Origin of the sequence: Methylobacterium sp. BE186 (assembly GCF_031457035.1) — a bacterium.
In the GTDB taxonomy this organism is placed as follows: Bacteria; Pseudomonadota; Alphaproteobacteria; order Rhizobiales; family Beijerinckiaceae; genus Methylobacterium; species Methylobacterium segetis.
This window is the reverse complement of the sequence record NZ_JAVDVV010000045.1, coordinates 1-18,862: the sequence shown is the minus strand read 5'-3', so window position 1 is coordinate 18,862 and position 18,862 is coordinate 1. Positions and strand designations below refer to the sequence as shown.

Genomic DNA, 18,862 nt, shown 5'->3' with positions numbered 1-18,862 from the left:
TGATCGACGTCCCAGGAGCGAAACACCTTGGCCATGGGCCGAGTGAATCACCCCGCAGCCTCGTCGTCGAGACACTTACTCGGACGGGCTCCTAGATGTTCGGTGCGACTCACCGCGCGGTGTGAGGTGACAGCGTACGGACAGGCAACGCGCGAGAACTCCGGCGTTCGGAGATAGCCGTAGGATTTGTGGTGGTTCGGCTCGCCGTCAGGCCGGAGGTAGCCATTCACGACCCGCCGGTCGCCGACGAGCACGCCGGTGTCGCTCGGCGTGTAGTCCGCGTCCAGCGCACCCATGATGGCAACGACGTCCTCGCCGTCGGCAAGGTTCGTCCAGGCTGCGACATTGTTCGGCACCCGCAGAGTTCCGTGCTCGGCCTTAAACTTGAGCTTGACCTTGGCGAGGCCCAGAGGGGCAGCAGCCGTGACGAGATGCTCGACCCGCAGCGAGGGATCCTCGCGCTCGAGCAGCCGCAGGACGTCGTAAGCGATGACCGAACCCATCGAGTGCGCGACGAGCAGAATGCGGTGGTGCCTGTATCTCTTCAGTCGCTCAATCAGGCGGCCCCGGACCTTTCGAGCGAAGGTTTGTTCAGCGTGGTAGTGCCAGAGATCATCGAAACGGTGTTCCAGAATCAGGTCGTCCACGAGCGTGACGCCTGTCGCCTCCTCGAGCCGGTCGATGCCCGCGTACACCGGGGACAGCACATCCTTCGCGGTGGTCGTGGGCGACTCCTCACCTGTGGGTAGCGGCCCGGCACCCTCATAGGGGCGATACGGTTCCCGGTTTTCATCCTCCGACAGGGGCATGTCATACCGGAGGTCGGCCCAGTACACGAACTCGAAGAGGAATTCCGGCCCGTCCAGTCCCTCGTTGCGATTCAACCCCTCGGCGATGGCTGCCTTCCACCACCGTGTCTTCTCGTCGGCTGGCGGCTTGTTGGCTAAGCCATGGATGCCGATCATGACGCAACCGCGCTCCATAACCTTCGGATGAACCTCGTGGTGTTGGCCGGCCCTCTACTCTGCCAAGGCCGCCGAGACAGATGCAGTAACGTCGCCACGTGAGTTTGGATGCGCCGCTCGCATCGCTCACGCCCACCTCCCTCCGCGAGAGGGATCATGTAGGGCCAAGCTGCCCATTGGCTCCCCCAACTTCCTCCTCGGTGGGCAGTTCGCAGCGATTATGGATGTCCGTGGCTGCCATGGCGGCATGACCCATCGCGACCACCACCTGATCAAGCCCGCGCACGACGCCGCCAGCTGCGTAGAGGCCCTGCACCGTCGTGCGGTTGTGCTCGTCGACGATGAGGGCACCCGTCCCGTCATGCTTGGCGCCCAAGCCAAGAGCCAGTTCGGAACGAAGCTTCAGCCCGAGGGCTGAGTAGAGAACCTCGAACCGGTGTTCCTCGCCGCTTGCTGTGCGCAGCACGGTGATCTTGTCGTCCTCGATATCAAGGCTGTCGACCGGCTCGTGAACGACCTGGATGCCGTGCTTCTCGACACGCTCACGCTCGCCCGCATCGAGGTCCATGCCTTGGCCCAGCGTCAGCAGCGTCACGTCGCGCGAGTAGGTGCGGGCCACGAACACCGCCTCACCTAGGCCTCTGTCGCCATGACCGATCACCGCGATGCGCTTGCCGCGTGCCTCATAGCCATCGCAGATCGGGCAGTAGCGAACGAGCCCGCGTCGGATCGCGTCGGGCAGGTCGGGCAGATCCGGCTCCACGTCGTCCGCACCCGTCGCGAGCAGCACCCGGCGTGCTCGCACCTCACGTGAGATGCTGTCTCCCGTTCCCTCCTCGAAGCTTGCGGCGAAGCCGCCCTCGACCCTGCGCAACGCCGTGACGGTGCCGCTCACGATCCGGGCGTCGTATCGCGCGATGTGCTCGTGTTGGCGGGCGAGGATCTCCTTCCCGGAGATGCCATCGGCAAAGACCGGGATGTTGTGGCTGGTCGGTATCCAGGACGCGCGGGAGTCACCTGCATCCACCACGAGGAAGCGGCGCCCGAAACGAGCCAGGTAGAGCGCAGCTGTCAGCCCGGCCGGGCCACCTCCGACGATCACGCAGTCGAGCGGCTCGTCCACTTCGTTCAACCACGTCTCTGTCATCATCCCACCCGCTCCAAAGGACCTGCCTGGAAAGGCCAAACCTCACCAGCGCCTGGTTGCATCAACCTGCGGCGCAGAGCCCCTGTCTGGAACTTCGACTTGCAGCGGCCGGTTCACGCCTTCCGTTTACCCCGTCACGGCGAGAGTCCAGCGAACGTGCCTGCCTCCAGTTCTGCGTTGCGGTTCCTCGTGGCTGAGAGTGAACCACCCGAGGCACGCGAGAGCCGCCGCGAGAGCGTCGGCCGCTCCTCGGGAGAGACCTACCTTGATACGCTGTTGAGCCTTGCACCGGGTGTGGAGTGCCACCGGATCAAGCCGGCCGATGCCGGTGCCGGACTTCCTGCCGGAGCGTCGCTGGAGGGCTACGACGGCGTGTTCCTGACCGGATCACCGCTCCACCTCTACAAAGAGACGCCGGAGACGCGGCGTACAGTCGAGTTCATGCGTGCGGTGTTCGCCTCCGGGACGCCGTCCTTCGGCTCGTGTGCGGGCCTTCAGGTCGCCGCCGTTGCGGCCGGAGGTACGGTGCGTCCCAACTTGCGCGGCTATGAGGCCGGATTCGCCCGCCGCATCACGCTGACCGAGCAGGGGCGCGGCCATCCGCTCCTGGTGGGACGGCCTGCCGCGTACGACGCGCCCGCGGTCCACACGGACGAGGTCGAGACGCTGCCGGAGGGAGCGGTGCTGCTGGCCGGCAACCGGGTCACAGCGGTGCAAGCGGCTGAGATCCGCTTTGATGCGGGTGTGTTCTGGGGCGTTCAGTACCATCCAGAACTCGGGCTCGATGAGGTCGCGGGAGCCCTGCGCCGGCAGGCGGACAGCTTGCTCGATGCGGGGCTTGCCCGGAGCCAAGGCGAGGTTGAGGCTTACGCTGGCCAAGTCGATGCGCTGCATCGTGAACCGCGCAGGCGCGACCTGGCGTGGCAGCTCGGCCTTGACGAGCAGGTCACGGACGCGGCCAAGCGGCTGACGGAGCTGCGCAACTTCATCGGGGCCTTAGGCAGAGAGCGAGGGGCCTAGCGGCGCTGAGGTACGAAAGCAGCGTGTCCGGCGAGGATGCGGGCATAACCCACAACGGACGCCTTCCCTCTGTTTCTGGGAGGTTCTCATCCATGAGCGCTGCGGGCTTGCTCCAACGCCTGCAGCAACTCGGCAAGCCGGGGGTCGAGCGGCTCGTCCAACACGGGCTCGTACATCTCTCGCATTCGCCGACCAAGGCGCTCGCGTGTCGATGCATCAAGGATGGGCGCATCCTCACCGAGGCGGCCCCGCTCCTTCCCCTCATCGTAGGTCATTAGTTCTTCCGCCCGCTCGTCTCGTAAGGGCCGATCTCCGCCTGACGCGCCCGCGCGCATTGGCTGGTGCGCGATGAGGACCGCAAGGACATTCAGCGGGGCAGCAGCGCACACCCCGCGCAGGAATGAGCGGCCGGTCCAGACACTGGACCGGCCGCCACTACGTCAGTCGTAGGGGTCGAAATCTGGACCGAAGCCCACGGGGCGCGGTCCGAACCGGCGCGGTCCGTAGAATCCGTCGCGCTCGACGACGACCTCGCGCACCACGGGACGGGGCCGGTAGACCATGGGACGCTCCACCACGACTTCGCGGACGACCGGGCGCGGGCGGTACACCACCGGCCGTTCCACGACCACCTCTCGCACCACCCGGCGCGGCGGGGCAATAACCCGGCGCTCTACGATGGTTCGGCGTGTCACCACAGTCTCCGGCGCCTCGTAGCCATCGTAGCCGTATCCGCCGGCGCGGGCAGCGGTCGCGGGCAGAAGCGCCCCTGCTCCGAGCGCGAGGGCTCCAAAGGCAGCAAGTGCTGTTTTCCTCATCGTGTCACTCACCGTCAGGGATCAACAGAGCCGCGCAGGGCGGCGCTCACTAACGCCGAAAGGCGGCGTTTGGCTGAGGCTGCGTCGTCTTGCGCAGGCAAATGTGTCGCGGGCAGGCAGTTGCTCAGCCGGTTGCAACCTGTGAAGCATAGCAGTCCTCTCTCGCGAGGCCCGCAAACGTCCATTCCCAGCCGCCCACCCATCGTCGAAGTCGGCTCCGCCTACGGTCGGTTCCTGACGCATCCCGCACGTATGATCTGACTTGGGACGACGTCCGCTTCGGAGATGTCGCCGAAGGTCGCTGAATGGCCGAGATGGGCGCAATGCCGAATGGCTTACTTTGGCCGACTACGGAACAGCGGCTTTCGGGCGAGCCATTGGGCTGAGTGGACGTTGTACTCCGGCTAGTATTAACTTTGAGCGGACTCTCGCGATGCGGGGAGCGTACGTCTCAGTGATTTTATTCTTCTGACATCGAGATCTTGATTTGATCTCTTATCTCTACGGCCCGGTCCACCGGTATGCGGAAGTCGCGGGAAGCGTCAGTCGCAGCCCGTGCGAGCCCGCTGTAGACGCGATCCTGCCGGAGTGGCATCCCGGTCTCCGGCGACGCCACTGGTGAGCGACCTTGCCGAAGAACTCGACGAACTTCTCGATGATGATGAGGTCGAGTTCACCCGGGAGCCGAAGCACATAGGCGAGGGGCAGCCGTCCTGCGGAGATGCGCTGGCGTCATGCAGGTCTTGGGCCTACGGGCCGCTCAGGTCAGCGGACCCAACGGGGCCAGCCGATCGAGAAGAACCTGGCGTTCCTGCAACACCCGTAATCCTCTTCGGACCGTGCGAGCCAACAGGATCAGTTTGACCTGCTGAACCAGCAGAGCCGATAAAACCCTGGGTGCTGGACGGTCCTTGATCTCCCCGATCTCCATTAGGCTCCTGCGGAGCTGCCACACCAGCGGCGCCAAACGAGTCCCGAGAACCTGTCGCGCCAGTTGGCCCTTGTGGTCTCGGTGTGCAGGGTTCGCCTGATAGGCCCGGTGAACCCGCTGCACCTGGCATTCCTGCCTATCCAGGAGGGCGCGCAGGTCTGCTGTCTCTCTGATATCCGGCAACTCCTGCATCGTCTCTCCAACCCTACTGCCGCGTAGCACCCAGAGCCAACGTTGCCTCGGGGCCGTTGTTCACCTGATGAGCAAGCATGACGAAGAACGCCTGCCTCAGCTGGGCCGGGCGGATTGAAGGTGAAGATGCGGGCCGCAATAGGCTCGAGGGGGCGAGAGGCTGAACGGCCTGGCTGTGAGCCGTTCCAGAACATGAGAAGCGCTGCAAGCCGTTTGGTCACGGGGACAAGCGTCACCTTGGCTCATTCACCGGAGCACTGGCAAGCAATTCCAAGATCCTCTCCAAGCTCCGGAAGCTATGCTCGACCTTTCTGAACGATGGCGGCGCTACAACGGGTGCGGATGCCCGAGAAGCTCCGCATCCCAGCGCTGCGCCCAACCGCCAGACGGTCCGTAGCATCGCCGAGATGTTGAACTGCTACGCGAAGGCCGTTGGCCTCGATGTCTCGACTTTTGGGACGCACTCGCTCCAGGCCACCTACATCACGGCGCCCATCTCGCCCGGATCATGGATCAGTCGGGACACCGCGCCCCGCGGATGGTGCTCGGCTACATTCGCCGGGCGAACGCCTTCAAGGATCACTCATGAGCGGGTTTCTGTAGGTCAGCCGAGCTGCTCTAGGACGATCTTACGCAATTCTTCGCGGGTGAGACCGCACGGCTGCGGGTTCCAAACAGGATTGGATATAGCCGGCTTGGTGCCAGCGAAGAAGCGCGACTGTACTGCCGTGGGCTTCAGTTCAGTGGTGATGTGCATGCGAAATCCATAGGCCGCTACGACAGAAGCCGTCGGTCGGCGTGCGTGTTCAGGAGTGTCGCGGCTAGAAGCGTGCGACAGGTGCGCTGCGGATAGGGCAGCGATCAAACTGTGAAAAATACGGGAAACCGGGCTCGCCGCTCAATCAGGAGCATGAGAGCGGGCCAAATGGATCTGGTCCGATACGCCTCATTTAAACAAGCAATGTGGTCCTGTGAAGGCCCGCGCGTCTGCCGGTCATGCTTTCCCCAAGGCAGCGGCTCTGCCGCGGGGCTCGTGGACGGGCAGAAGTTCTTCAGTGGCAGACGCGGTAGGCCCTGCGCCCCACGACCAGTGGCGGGGCGGCCAGCTCTGAAGCTCTGCAGACGTCAGGGCGTCGGAGGTGGGCTGTGCGTCGGTATATTCCGACAGCATGTCTTCGATTTCTGCTGGGCCAATCATATCCGCTCCTCGGCGGTCATGTTGCGCCGCACCATGAAAACGGGCGCGTTGGTCTGATGGTTCCTCTGCTGCGTCAGCGTGGAAGCCGAGGGGGCTGGAGCCTTTCCCCTGGCTGTTGAAAGCCAGGGTGGTGAGAGGAGCCGTTCGTTCAGGGCTTGCCGCGTTCAATGCATGTTTCACGTGCGGCCTCGGCAGCGAAGGGGCAGTGTGAGGCATAACCGCACTCTCGCCGGCGCGGAGCAGCGGAGCTTCCTCGACCGGGCCAAGGGCTGCAGAAAGGAGTGTATCCGCGTCCTGTCCCGTACCTCGGTCCACTCGCCCGTCTACGTGGCCGCGAGCGGTATTGTGGACACCATCGACGGATTGGCCAAGGCCATCACAGGCGATCGCAAGCACGTCAATTTGAGGATGCCGACCACGTCCGGCTGGTACCTGACGCCACCCCCGGAAGCCGAAGAGTAGAAGGTCTTCGGCCCTCAAGCGCATCCAGACGGTGGGCGCAGCTCGGTCGCGATAAACACAGGTTTGCCGGGACATCACCGGCGGGCAGGGGCACACCGAGCCGAAACCTTCGGTAGCTTCTATCGCCTAGGTCGCAAACACCCTCTGCAGCCGCGCGACCTGAGACATGAAACCGGAGGATCTGCCAGCCGCCATCCGGCCGCAGCACCCAGTGCCCAAGAGGGAGGTCGGGCGCGCCGCCTTCTCAGCCTCGAATCAGAGCCATGATGTCGGCTCGGAGCAGGTGCAGAACCTGCTTTCCGCAAGTCCTACCGGAACCTGAGCTAGTCGAGGGCCTGTTCGAAGTGAGGGGATCCTGCGTCTGCAAGAGCGCGGTCGACCGCCTCAATCGCTGTGAGAACGCGGGTAAGATCCTCTGCCATTGAGACTGGTGCCAAATCAATACTTCCGAGCCGCTTTGTGATGGCGTCTCGCTGTCTCACAAGAGCTGAGCGCGCCCGTTTCATGTCCAGAACTGCATCTTTGTTCATGAGCGGATGCTTCTCCTTCGAAACGGCAATCTCAGCATGCTTTCGTCCAGATCGCGAGTGTGCGCGAGCAGCCTTGAGAGCGCTTATCGTTTGTTCGTCGATGAAAGGCCCTGAATTCTAGCAAGCCGCGGCTTCACGGCTGTATGATCAGCTTCGCTCTGCTTCAGAGATCGAGCGATGTCACGGTCATCGCGCTCAACAGCGTCCTTCGCCTGTAAGTGTACGATCACGGACCCTGAATTCGCCAGGAAACTTTCATGAGCTGAGACTGCCGCGCGGGCGAACTGGAGTGCGTCGTCCTCGCTGAGGCCGGCCATTTTGCCCGTGGATTGAATAGCTTTCGCGACGGCTCGGATCATCCCGTCTGTCATGGTTGCCTCGTCGTCAGCGCTTCTGGGATGCGCCGGTGTGCGAGCCTTCATCGCTTCATCCGCCGAAGCACTTCGCCGCTTCGTATCACCTGAAAAAGATCGTCTCCCAGCCAGTCCACCCCTGCACCGTTGAGAAGCGAATATCGACGTTGGTCCTTCAGGACGTGCGATCCACTCAGCCCGCCACTTCGCGTGAAGGTCTGCCACGCGATAATCATGTGAAGGGTGCCGTCTTCCGCTTGAGCTTCGAAACGCTCTAGTTCGTGATCCATTGGTCATCTCGCCTGCAAAAGCCGCCGCAATCCGGAACGCGCACGACGCTCCTCGAGAGCGTGCCAGGCCCATGCATCCGAATGCCCTGAAAGAGCGGGCAGACCTGTCTGCCTCCCGCGCGGTGATCGGCCGTGGCCGAACGCCTTTTTGAGCTGCCATGACACTCACAGGCGGAAGCAAGGATTCCCTCCCTCATCCGTGCGCACCTCAATGCCCCCGCATGCTCAGGGACCGGGGCTTGAGACTGGCGACTCGAATCGTGAGCCTGACCGATCGAATGGCTTCGATGGTTCGGCGCGGAGCGCCCGTTTCCAGAGCTTGCGTCTCAAGATCCGTGAGCTGGTCGATCAATCGTCCTTGCTCGATCGCACCCGGCTCACCCGTGATGCGGGCTATCAAGCTGATCAGCCGGTGCATCATGGGGCAGAGACAGGGCGGCTGAGAGCTCGCCATCGCAGCGCTCCACATTGGTGGAGAGGCTGACGAGGATCGCCAGTGGACCGTGACCACCAACATCAACGTGCCGGAGGTCAGGTTGCTCCCATCTTTACCTCATCTGTTCGCCTCATGAAGACGCTCGCTACAGGCGTCAGCGTGGCTGCTAGTTGATGATGAAGGGCGGACAAATGCATGCGCCGCGCCGTCGAGCTACCGGGGCGATCGCCGTGTGTCGTGACGCCACCTTAGGCGGAGGATTGGTCCAGAAACGTTAGCTTCAGGCGGATCAGCCAACTGGCTGCGCACGTTTAGGGTCCCTGAAGGATTGGGCTCGTACGCCCTGACACGATCAGGAATGGTTTCGTGCCTCGGAGTCATGTTCGGCGATTGGGCCGCACCTGAACAAGGCTGCGGCGCATGTTGCGGGCGGCCTAGTGCAACGCGCCATCCGCGGCGAGGACGTGCGCGATCTCCACGTAAACTCGGTTCTCGGCGCCCCAGGCATCAGGGGCCGTCCTCGCCTTCGGGCAAATCAGCGTCGAGGCTCGCTCGTAGAGCCGCACCGCATTTCTGGATGCGGCTGGCCGCGGTCTTGAGGACGTCGTCGATCTCGACATGCAGGCGCTCGCGTTCGTCGAGATCTCAACTGTAGCGGGCCGGGACGTTGTTCACCTCGAGTGCCGGCGAGCTGGTCCATGGCGAAGATAGCATCGACGAGCGGAACGAGTTTGCGCTCGCCGCGAGAGCGAGCCTCAATTCCTCCCGTTGGGCCTTGATCTCCTTGAGGCGGTCGGTGCCGTTCGCGTCGCCCTTGGTAACCGTCCGGATTTTGCTTTGATGCGGTACTCTAGGAAGGCTTAAACGCTCTCCGGCAGCACCCACTCGCCATGCGCCTGACGGAGTAAAACACCCGCTCCTGCAAGCTGCTGGATCCGGCGCTTCGGGATCCCGAGCACCTCAGCCAGATCGGCTTTTGAGATCTCTATCCGAGTCCCCTGAAGTGAAACCGAAACGCAAAAGTCGAAAACCGAAAAATGCGTGAAACCGGTGCAATCACGGAACGGCTGTTCACGACGGTATCGCGCCCTCAAGAATCGGGCCGCCCGCCCGAACAAAATAAGGTGCAGTTCAGAGGGGCACTCATGGTCTCGGTGGGCTCGTTCCTGGTGACCCTCGCGTCTGCGGCTATAGGACGGTCAGAGTCACTGAATTTTATAGGCGAGGACTTCCTCAACCGGCTGAAGCCGGAACTTCCTACCCGCCGGAAGTGACCTCAGCGGTACGTCAGCCGCTAACTTGGACAGCGACGGACATGTCCAGGAAGGCGTCGGCAGGCCCGATGAAACTGCCCACCACCGGCATGGCCTGGCGGATGTCGCGCGCCACGGCGACCGGAATGAGGTTTGCGCCGCCCACGCTGCAGTTCGTCGGATCGAAGGTGACCCAGCCTGCGCTGGGCAGGAAGACCTCGCCCCAGGCATGGGTGGATCCGGCATCGGCCGACCCGAGCAGTGCGCGCGTGGGGTCATGGAGATAGCCCGAGACGACCCTTGCACCGAAGCCGAGACTACGTACCGCCTCAACGAAGAGCGTGGCAAGATCCCGGCAGGAGCCCAAACCGGATGACAAGGTTTGGCCCGGCGACTGCGTGCCCTCGTCTTCCCGGGCCTGGTAGGTGATGCCGCCGCCCACACCGGCATTGATGTCCTTGAGGAGCGAGAGGGTGTCGGTCGGGTAGCCAGCCACGAAGCCCTGGGCCCAGTTCTGCAGGCGCTCTCCATGGGGGTACTGCTGCACGGTGAGTGCTCCGAGGTCCGTCCACTCGTCGTCAGAGTACCGGAAGGGGAACGAGATGGCCGAGGCGGCGATGTTGAAGACGGGATAGGTGAGCGCCAAAATCTCGACGTGAGCGACGCTGTCGATGACGAGCATGTCGGACGATGCTCCGAAGGTGACTATCGCGACCGCGTTCCCAGCAACGTCGTTGGCCCAGCTCACTGCCGCATCCGGGGTCACTCGGATGTCACTCGAAAGGAGCCTCAGGTCCCGCGCTTCCCTCGGGCGTAGCATCAGCCGGTGTGGCCCCAGCCCGACGGGCTGCCTGTAGCGGTAGGTCGTCCGGTGGTGGATGCGCAGGTCGACCAAGGGACGCTCCTCAGGAACCACTTCGGTCCGATTCATCCGGAAAGGCAGTCAGTGTTGGTGCGCTCCGACGACCTAAACGTGGAACATGAAGAACCGCGGCATCTCGCGGCTCGCATTGTCACCCGATGACAGGCCGGCGACTTAGATCCGTGCTGGATCGATGCTGAACTCACCCATAACTTCACGCGTCAAGCCAGCGACAATGAACGGTTCGCCTCGGCCGCGTGTCTGGTGCTCGTGCCTGAACCAGTCCCAGCTCTTGACGACGTGGGCCGATTTTGGAGGTAACGGACCGTATCCGTTTACGTTGCATCGCAATACAAAACGCCGATCAGGAACGCGTTTCCGGGCAAAGCCATGGGCTGCAAGCTTACGCTCGGCTACGAAGCGCCTCACTTGGATGTGTATGTTGGCGTGCTTCCCGGACAAGGTCTGGCTCTGCTCGCCCGAAGTGATGATCTCGGCCGTTCTCAGGCTGCCTGGATCAGCCGCACCTGCGAGAACCCGACCAGCTTACGGGCGTCCTCGTCCCAGAGTGCCAGCCCGAGACAACGTACGCTGTCCCTCAGCGTCAGTCGGCCCACCTGTCCGAGCACCGCGTGGCCGTCCATGCATTCCTGGAGCCGGTAGTTCGGGATGCGGCTGTTCAGGTGGTGGACGTGATGCAGGCCCACGTTCCCGGTAAACCATTGCAGGACGCGCGGCAGGACATAGTACGAGCTGCCGCCGAGCGCCGCGCGATGGAAGTCCCAGGCCTCTGCCTCCTCCCACACCGTCTCCTCGTACTGATGCTGGACGTAGAACAGCCAGCCACCGATCCAGGCGGCCACGCTGATCACGGGCAGGAACACCCAGAGCACCGGCCCAATCCCGCCAGTCGCGAAAGCCAGCGCCGCCATCACGGCGACCAGGGAGATGTCGAGGGCCAGTACGTCTCGCCAAGCCATGCGCCACGGCAGGCCGACACCGAAAGGCATGCGCTGCAGGACGAGGAAGTTGAGCGGGGACCCGAGCACGATCAGGATGAGCGGGTTGCGATAGAGGCGATAGCGGAGCCGGCCCAGGCGCGACAGGGCGAGGTACTCGCGCACGGTCAAGGTATGGACATCTCCCGTACCGCGGCGGCTCAGGTCACCGGTGGAGGCATGGTGCAGGGCGTGCGCCCGCTTCCAGCTGTCGTAGGGTGTCACCGTCAGGATGCTCAGAGCACGCCCGAGCCAATCGTTGGCGGCGCGAGATGGCAGGAACGAGCCGTGCCCGCAATCGTGCTGGATGATGAACAGCCGGACCAGGAGGCCGCCTACCGGCACGGCCAGAGGCAGCACAAAAAGCCCGTAGCCGTTCGCGGCTACGCAAAGCATGAAGGAGCAGAGCGCCAGATACGGCAGCAAGGTGTTCGTGACCTGCCACTGGGCAAGCCTACGAACAGGCTCACGATAGGCCGCGCAGTGGCGGGCCACTTCGCGCGCGGCCGCTGCGGCGTGCTCCCGGTCTGCCCCATCAACATGCGGACCGCTCATCGGATTGTCGTCATGGCAAGGCGGTGTCACCGTCCGGTTTCTCGAAATCAGCGTCTTCATCCTACTTCATCGAGGTGTTTGAGCAGGGCCGCCGGATCCTCGTAGACACGCACGGCGCCAGACCGCTCCAGCTCGTCCGCACCATAGCCACCCGCCAGCAGGCCGACACGAAGCCCGCGGCAGCGACGCGCCGCCAGCATGTCCCAGATACAGTCTCCCACGATCACGGCCGTCTCGGTCGACTTGCCGAGCTTGCCTGCGGCAGCGAGGAAGAAATCGGGATCGACGTTCAGGGCTGCCAAGGGCACTTGGGGTGTCTCCATACGGCCGCTCGCGGTGATGGCCCAGGGGATGTCGGTCTCGGTGAGATTGGCCAGGAGTGCGCGCCGGGCAGTGGACGGAGCTGCGAGGACAACCGTCCACACGCTTCAGAATGCATGCGACTTAGGCGCGCGATGCGCACCTCGCTGATTGCCTGTCCTGTTTCCCGCGGAAGCTGGTTCAGTGAAGAGACCGCCGCTTATGCCGCTCTTGCGGTGGATCCGCCACACGGACGAAGGGATCTCCCGGGTTAAGCGCCTAGCTCCCAGCAGGTACGTGCTGATAGACGTCGTCGACGAGCGTGCCGTCGAAATCGAACAGCACGCAGGTGTCGACACGCATTGATCCCTTCCTCACGCAGCCGCGGCGCGCGCGTGCTTAGAGGCAAGCTCCACAGCCGCGACGACCTGTTCGGGCGCGAGGTGATGGATCATGTGCCCCATGCCCGGGACGACGATGAGCTCGCTGTTCGCGATCTCGCCGTGCAGCCGCTCCGACTGGCGTCCCACATCCGCAATCTGATCATCCGCACCCGTGACGATCACGACGGGTAGCTTCAGCTCACGGTAGTGCTCCTGAAGCTCGATCGTGACCGGCGTCATCATCGCGGCATCCTCGGCAGAGGCCCGCAGCTGTGAGGGACGCAACATCAGCTCCTTCGGGAACTCTCTGTCGAAGCGGTCCGGCACCGAGGCCGGCGCGAACATGGCCTTGATCAGGCCCGGCAGGAGGAGCCGGGAGATGACGGGTGAGATCGTGTAGCGCATCGCGTCGCCCAGCACGGGAATGGCCGGTGGCGAGAACAGGATCACGTCGGCGCGTAAGGTCGGATAGTAGTAGCCTGAGGCTAACACGAGACCGCGCACGAGCCGCGGGGCTTGCAGCGCGAGGGCGACCGCGACCAGGCTGCCCCAGGAATGCCCGAGCACCACGGCTTGCGAGACACCGAGCTGCTGCAGCGCCTTCTGGAACAGCGTCGCATGCGCGCGCGGTGTCCAGAGCGCCCGCGGTCGCTCACTGTAGCCGTAGCCGGGACGGTCGATGATGATGACACGATAGCGCTGGGCAAGTTCATCGACGATGCCGCTGACCAGGTAATCCTGGATCATCGTTCCGTTGCCGTGAATGAGCAGCAGGGGCTGGCCTTGCCCGCGCTCAACGTAATGCAGGCGCACGCCATCGACCGTCAGGAAGCTGCCGATGGGCGGATGGCGCTGCTTCGCCTCACGTGCTTTCGAGACAGAGTAGAGCGCTGAGGCGCCAAGGGCTGCTGCGGATCCGAGCAGGGCTGGCACCAGCCAGCTACGAAACTTGGAGCGCTGTGTCATGACGTGAGCCTTGTGTCGTGGGGACGGCCTCTGCCGAGGAGGAGACCAAGTTGGGAGCATTCCGCGCTAGGCGGCAGTCAGACGCTGGGTGTTGGCGGCCACATGCTCGCGGTAGCGGGCGACCACTGTCTCGCAGGAGCCGCCCGTCATCAGCGTGCCGGACGCCTCGATGAAGGCGCTGACCTTCTCGCTCACCATCTGCTGGACCTCGGCGCAGCCCTCAGAGCCACCCCAGGCCAGCTTCATGAGCCGAAGTTCGACCACCCTCTGAGCCTCTAGGGTCAGCAGGGCGACTGCAAACGGGTTGAACATGGCGTGCTTCCGCGCCGCGAGGCGCCGAAGCCCGTGCGACTGAGAAAAGGAGAAGGGGCGGCCAAAGCGACCGCCCCTCTGGCTTGTGATGAATCCGAGAGCACGCCCCAGGTTCAGATGCCGTGCACCTCAGCGAACGAGCGTCGGGGCCTGCGCGACGCTGGCGAACGCCTTGCCGGCCTCCTCGACGGCGCGCGCCGAGGTCTCCGTGATCGAGCGGCTGTCCTGAACGATGTGCTGCAGGCTCTCGCGGGCCAACTCGCTCTGGATCGCCGCAAACTCTTGAACTGACTTGGCCTGAGTCAGCTTGTTCACCCCGTCGAGGTTGCGCTGCCACTGCCGCTGACCAAGCTCGAACCAGTGGCGCGACGCGTCTTGGAAGGCTTGGGTCAGCACCGTGCCACAGCGTGCAACTGCTTCCAGGTTCTGCTTCGACTGGCGCGCGAGACGCTCGCTGTCCTCGCCAGTGAAGCCCAGTGTCTTCGTGAAACGCTCGGTGGCCTCACGTGCTTGCTGAGACGCCGTCTCGACGCTCCGCTGCACGATTCTCTTGGTATTCTCAGTGGCCTGCTCACGTAGATCGGCCATCCTGTTCACGCCATCGTGCGCGGCTTCGGCGAACTGCTTGCTCTGCTCGGCGGACCTATCGATGATCGCCTTGGCCGTGTCGGCAGTCTTGTCGCTCTGCTCGGCCTGCTTGGTCTGGTTGGGATTTTGGTTGAACGCCATCGTTGCTTCCTTCCCTATAGATTATGAATTAGGAATGATTATTCCGAATTTGATAAGCAAAATCACCTTAGGCTGCGAAGCGAATTCATGATCATTTTGCACTGCACCTAAGTCGTGGCTTTCATTTCGCTTTCAAGCCTTGGGGATGAATTTAGAGAAGATTTGCGTTTTGACGAATATCGTCAAGCGTCAGAGCCAAAGCGTAAGCTTCTGATTGCGTTGCACAAAGCGGGATTTGCCTGCGAAGGAGCCGCAGCGATCGCCTCTCTCGCTGGCAACGGAGAACGGCGGCTCGCATCGGGAGCATGGCTTGCACGTCGAGAGTGACACCGCACCGGTCTGACATGAGCAAACGAGATTGATCGACCACGCTGCACTCCTTCGTGCAGCTGCGGCGATAACACCGGACACCCCAAACTGCTCAGGCGGCCTAGGCGAGCGAGGCGAAATCTGCGGCTTTGCACGTGAAGTGGAATGTCGCCTTTTTCTTGCCTTGAGGGTCAGCCGGTCCTGCCCCTGACCCGCGAAACTGGTTCGCGTTGAGCGCAAGGTTTTCGATCATCCTGAACACTGAGGGTGGTTGCCATGCCTCGCAAACGCTTCACGAACGAACAGATCGCCTTTGCCCTGCGGCAGGCGGAGAACCCTGCGTGCGTGGCGGCCCTCGTCCCTCTTTTGTTCCTCTTGCCATCCGGGCGGCCGAAGGATCGGCCGCCCGGATTTTTCTCTCACCCGCGAGCCCTCAAAATGAGCTTGCGACCGAACTTCCCTGCCGCGTGCTACCTAACATCCCGTCTTTGCGACCAAACTTCCCCATCGTCTTCAGGTTGTGAGGATACCGAAAAATTGACAGTGAACGCTCTGCTAAGCCATTGATACATATGAGATACCTCGCATGCATTCTGAGCGAAATGATGGCCTGGAACCCAATGCTTGACAGCAATTCAGGTTTTTTGCTTCAGGATAACGAGCAAATAAATAAGGCCGCGATTTCGCGCGGCCCTGGTATTTGAGTTATCTTAAAAGAAATCTGGACTATGCCGGATTGCTCAGGTAATGCTCTAGCTCTCCCAAATACTCCTCGACATCAGATTTCTTGTAAAAGCAATCAAACCGATTTGGGATCCTAATGCGAGGCGTCACACCCTTCTCAGAAAAAAACTTAATCACCTTATTATTAAGACTCGAATGCGGTGAGAGCGACGCGCTTGATACGTAATTGGACCGAAATGAACTGATTTCATCTCGCGTAATGTAAATTTGAAGATTGCGTCTGACTGGATTTTTTGCTTCAATCGTTTTGACCGCGCCTGCGCCGATAATAACTTTAACCGCGGCGTCGCTCTTTCCGATTTCACGACCGAACTGCCGTAACGTCAAGCCATGAGCCGCCTCTCCACAAACCAGTTGGCGCAGGTCTTTGATGCGCACGAGGATGGCTTGAAAGCCACGCGCTCCCTCAGATCGGCCGACCCATAGTACTTTGCCCTCGAGGATCAGCCCGACTACATCGGCCACAGTACAGCAGCAGTGTCGTGCCGCCTCTCCAATGTTCGCCACGTCCTCACCCGTCTTCTTGATAGGTATGGCGCGGGCCTCTAGATTGGCGAGGAAGCGGTCAAGTTGAGACCTAGTGAAAACAGAGCGCCCTATGCCCTCGATCTCACCAGCACATAAAACCGGTTGCAGGCGGCCGGATCGGACGATGGCGCTAAAAGCCATGCGATTGATGTTCAGGTAGGCTGCCGCCTCTTTCATGGACATCGCCTCCGCCAAGCTTTCGAGCAATGCTCGGGCACCGGCCGCATCGAAGGTCACATCGTGATCGGTGCCACCCTCCCTCCCGCTTTCCACATGCCCCAAACCCGCCAGGATCTTCCGCAATCGCTTCGGATGAGCGCCAGTCACCAGCGAGGCAGTCCGCACGGAATGGACGACACCTTCTTGCAATGGCATGCTCAGGAACTTGCGTCCCGGCACCAACGGCACAGTCGCTTCGACATGTCGCTTTAGAAACTCACGTAGCCCTGAGTATTCTGGCTTCGTCTTATTGGCAGCCAGCAATCTGTAGAGTGCGCCGAACGCTGCGCCAGGACCAGCATTCATTGCGTGAAGAAGGGCCGACTTGGATTGCATTTCTACGAGCAACGTTGAAATCGCGTCCTCGCCAGCGGAGGCGACCTCAAAGCCAAGAGTGCCGCTGGCGCGTAGACGGTCCTCGCCGACTTCGCTGGGACTGACCCGTGGGCCTTCACTCGCCGCTACCCCTAGGACCTCACAAAACCTCGCGGCCACGTAGAAGTCGAGGCGGTCGAGGAATGGAGCTGCGCCGCCAACTCCATCAAGGCGCCGCAACAGATAACGTTCGAGAGGTGAGACCTCGCGCTGAACCGCTGAGCGCAGGGCTTCGTTGAGCCTGGTGGCGGTGACTTCGAGGAATAGGGCCGGTTCGTACCTGAGGCGGCGGTCCTGCCCGAGAAAGGGACCGACTGCCATGCTGTGGCGAAGGCATGTGCGGATAGCCGTTACGCGCCAAATCGTCCGCATGTACGCAGACCTTGAAAACGCCGATTCTGCGGTAATATAGTCTTCATGCAGACAAGCCGGGCAAATCGATTGGCCACTGCTTTCAATGTCGGCCCTCATAAGTTTTTGACCGCGTACCGCGCAGCCATTCTTCGAAATGAAAACAGCTTCGGCCTGGAGTGCTGCCGCCGGCACACCGGAAAGAGTCGCGAGCCGGTCGATCTGCTGGGGCTGACCGGTAGCCAAGGCAAGCGGCTTGAGATCGACGTCGCAGCAGAACTGATCAAGCCGGTTGATACCGTTTCGGCGCGCGAGGTGCGCCACGAAGCTGAGCAAGCTTTGTCCAGGCCGGAGTGGAACTCGCAACCGCAGAAGCTCGGTCATGCGGACCTCCGCTGTCTACGCGGCCGGGCTGCCCTCACAACGTCATCGGGATTTGGCTCGCAATGGACGAGAACCCGAGTAGGATCAATCTCATGCCACCGGTCCGCTAAATAGGGGTTCCAAGGCGGGAGGTTACCGGTGCGTAACGCGTATGCATCGGCGAAGTGCCGACGCTCTAAGACTGTGCTTCCTACAGCGAGGGCTTCACGGATTGCATCGTGAACCTCTTCGATAGTGATCCCGAGCAAGTCGCAACCTGCGTGCATCAACCGGGCTACAAGATCGGCTTCGACATCAAGCCGAACTTCCAAGTCAGCCACCTGGGCTAGCCCCTTAACGGCCCCGGCGACCATAGCGCAGTCTGCGGATTTGTTGAGTTGTTCGAATGCTAGCCAGCGTCCCCGCCGAGTGCTCTGCCGATCGGGATTTAGGAAGGCCTCAACCTCTGGCTCACCCGAAACCACTAAGCCGACTGGATGCTCGATATCGACGAGCAGGCCTTTCAGGGCGTTACGCAGCTTCTTCTGCTCAACGATATCGAGGGACTGTGGTGCGTGCTGGAGTTCGTCGATGTGAAGGAGGACGACGCCCAGCTCGCGAAAGCGGCGCCGCACAATTCCCCAAATCTCCGGCCCGTCGAGATTGCGCCGCTTCAACTCGTAGCCGGTCATCAGAAGCACATCGCGGCCGAGCTCCTTCACACCGCAAGGTGATGGTGCCCGGACCGAGATCAGAGGGCAGTCCGACCCTCGAATACGATAGCCTGGCGTGGCTGGGTGCTCCGCGAACAACCTGTTGAGCGATGTGGATTTGCCGGCTCCCGAAGGACCAAGCACAACCATGATATTGGCTTCCAGGCGGTTTTCACGATCATGAGGAAGCTCATGTTCACGACGTTCAGTCATATCGGCAAGCAGACGGTCGAAGAGCAGGCGCAGAATGGTGTCACGATTGGTGCGCACGAAGGCGTGCCGCACCCGCTCCATCACTTCCGACTGGCAACGCTGCTCTTTGGTCTGGCTAGCCCTGATCCTCAGCAAGGGATCGATAAAAGAGTTCATGATCATTCCTCGATCGAGAAGCCGCTGGTAGCAGGCGGAGTGGAGGAGCCCTCGGGCGGATCATCGCCCCCCACCGGGAACCCGCCCAGGAGCGGGTTGATCCGTCCCCACGGGAGTGGTCCGCCCTTTTGGTATGGCTATTGAGCCTGGAGGACGGACGAGATGGCGAAGCGACCTAAGCCAGAGGAGAT

Annotated in this window: 15 protein-coding genes and 1 pseudogene; 1 reads left to right on the top strand and 15 read right to left on the bottom strand. The window is 62.2% G+C overall.

Annotated elements, in window-relative coordinates; all coding sequences use genetic code 11:
- Window positions 1-47 precede the first annotated feature (47 nt).
- Both J2X36_RS25850 and J2X36_RS25845 read right to left on the bottom strand, forming a co-directional pair.
- A complete protein-coding gene (locus tag J2X36_RS25850; protein WP_310354968.1) occupies window positions 48-965 on the bottom strand; it encodes a hypothetical protein in 918 nt (305 codons plus the stop codon).
- A 154-nt stretch (window positions 966-1,119) separates the two neighbouring features.
- Window positions 1,120-2,112 (bottom strand): NAD(P)/FAD-dependent oxidoreductase, encoded by a 993-nt coding sequence (locus tag J2X36_RS25845; protein WP_310354972.1) that lies wholly within the window; start codon window positions 2,110-2,112, stop codon window positions 1,120-1,122.
- Between the two features lie 156 nt (window positions 2,113-2,268).
- On the opposite strand from J2X36_RS25845, the gene J2X36_RS25840 reads away from it, so the two are divergent.
- Complete coding sequence (locus tag J2X36_RS25840) at window positions 2,269-3,132, top strand: type 1 glutamine amidotransferase (RefSeq protein WP_310354966.1); 864 nt, start codon at window positions 2,269-2,271, stop codon at window positions 3,130-3,132.
- A gap of 86 nt (window positions 3,133-3,218) precedes the next feature.
- On the opposite strand, the gene J2X36_RS25835 is transcribed toward J2X36_RS25840, so the two are convergent.
- The 13 genes and pseudogenes from J2X36_RS25835 to J2X36_RS25770 form a co-directional block, all read right to left on the bottom strand.
- On the bottom strand, window positions 3,219-3,407 hold the full coding sequence (locus J2X36_RS25835) for a hypothetical protein (RefSeq protein ID WP_132253356.1): 189 nt from the start codon (window positions 3,405-3,407) through the stop codon (window positions 3,219-3,221).
- A gap of 165 nt (window positions 3,408-3,572) precedes the next feature.
- Window positions 3,573-3,827, bottom strand: a complete 255-nt coding sequence (locus J2X36_RS25830; protein WP_310354965.1) for a hypothetical protein — start codon at window positions 3,825-3,827, stop codon at window positions 3,573-3,575.
- 883 nt (window positions 3,828-4,710) lie between these two features.
- Window positions 4,711-5,073 (bottom strand): hypothetical protein, encoded by a 363-nt coding sequence (locus J2X36_RS25825; RefSeq protein WP_132253358.1) that lies wholly within the window; start codon window positions 5,071-5,073, stop codon window positions 4,711-4,713.
- Between the two features lie 604 nt (window positions 5,074-5,677).
- On the bottom strand, window positions 5,678-5,830 hold the full coding sequence (locus J2X36_RS25820) for a hypothetical protein (RefSeq protein ID WP_165937828.1): 153 nt from the start codon (window positions 5,828-5,830) through the stop codon (window positions 5,678-5,680).
- A 1,851-nt stretch (window positions 5,831-7,681) separates the two neighbouring features.
- The gene (locus tag J2X36_RS25815; RefSeq protein WP_132253362.1) at window positions 7,682-7,906 is read right to left on the bottom strand and encodes a hypothetical protein; all 225 of its coding nucleotides are present in this window, start codon (window positions 7,904-7,906) and stop codon (window positions 7,682-7,684) included.
- Window positions 7,907-9,629: 1,723 nt separating this feature from the next.
- Window positions 9,630-10,490 carry a transglutaminase family protein gene (locus tag J2X36_RS25810; RefSeq protein WP_310354960.1) on the bottom strand — a complete coding sequence of 287 codons (861 nt, stop codon included), beginning with the start codon at window positions 10,488-10,490 and terminating at the stop codon, window positions 9,630-9,632.
- A gap of 470 nt (window positions 10,491-10,960) precedes the next feature.
- Window positions 10,961-12,010: a fatty acid desaturase gene (locus J2X36_RS25800; protein ID WP_405029863.1), complete on the bottom strand. Its 1,050-nt coding sequence runs from the start codon at window positions 12,008-12,010 to the stop codon at window positions 10,961-10,963.
- A gap of 56 nt (window positions 12,011-12,066) precedes the next feature.
- Window positions 12,067-12,673, bottom strand: a pseudogene (locus J2X36_RS25795) (HAD family hydrolase).
- Window positions 12,674-12,684: 11 nt separating this feature from the next.
- A complete protein-coding gene (locus J2X36_RS25790; RefSeq protein WP_310354957.1) occupies window positions 12,685-13,659 on the bottom strand; it encodes an alpha/beta hydrolase in 975 nt (324 codons plus the stop codon).
- Between the two features lie 66 nt (window positions 13,660-13,725).
- Window positions 13,726-13,971 (bottom strand): hypothetical protein, encoded by a 246-nt coding sequence (locus J2X36_RS25785; RefSeq protein ID WP_310354955.1) that lies wholly within the window; start codon window positions 13,969-13,971, stop codon window positions 13,726-13,728.
- 129 nt (window positions 13,972-14,100) lie between these two features.
- The gene (locus J2X36_RS25780; RefSeq protein ID WP_132252183.1) at window positions 14,101-14,700 is read right to left on the bottom strand and encodes a phasin family protein; all 600 of its coding nucleotides are present in this window, start codon (window positions 14,698-14,700) and stop codon (window positions 14,101-14,103) included.
- A gap of 1,035 nt (window positions 14,701-15,735) precedes the next feature.
- Window positions 15,736-17,610: a TniQ family protein gene (locus tag J2X36_RS25775; RefSeq protein WP_310354952.1), complete on the bottom strand. Its 1,875-nt coding sequence runs from the start codon at window positions 17,608-17,610 to the stop codon at window positions 15,736-15,738.
- Window positions 17,607-18,677, bottom strand: a complete 1,071-nt coding sequence (locus tag J2X36_RS25770; protein WP_310354950.1) for an ATP-binding protein — start codon at window positions 18,675-18,677, stop codon at window positions 17,607-17,609. The genes J2X36_RS25775 and J2X36_RS25770 overlap by 4 nt, the downstream gene beginning before the upstream one ends.
- Between the last annotated feature and the right edge of the window lie 185 nt (window positions 18,678-18,862).